The following is a 258-nucleotide window of genomic DNA, read 5'->3' on the forward strand; positions in this document are numbered from 1 at the left end:
ACATGGGGAGACCCCACACTACCATCGGCGCTACGGCGTTTCACTTCTGAGTTCGGCATGGGGTCAGGTGGGACCACCGCGCTAAAGCCGCCAGGCAAATTCTGTTAATCTGTATCAGGCTGAAAATCGTCTCTCTCACCGCCAAAACAGCTTCGGCGTTGTAAGGTTAAGCCTCACGGTTCATTAGTACCGGTTAGCTCAACGCATCGCTGCGCTTACACACCCGGCCTATCAACGTCGTCGTCTTCAACGTTCCTT

At 54.3% G+C, this 258-nt stretch carries 2 rRNA genes; both read right to left on the reverse strand.

Annotated features, from left to right (window positions below):
- Positions 1-95: ribosomal RNA gene (gene rrf / locus APT89_RS20305) — 5S ribosomal RNA — on the reverse strand; the annotation flags it as partial.
- Positions 96-162: 67 nt separating this feature from the next.
- Positions 163-258: ribosomal RNA gene (locus APT89_RS20310) — 23S ribosomal RNA — on the reverse strand; the annotation flags it as partial.

Origin of the sequence: Enterobacter sp. 50588862, assembly GCF_001462935.1 — a bacterium.
Classification (GTDB): Bacteria; Pseudomonadota; Gammaproteobacteria; order Enterobacterales; family Enterobacteriaceae; genus Enterobacter; species Enterobacter bugandensis.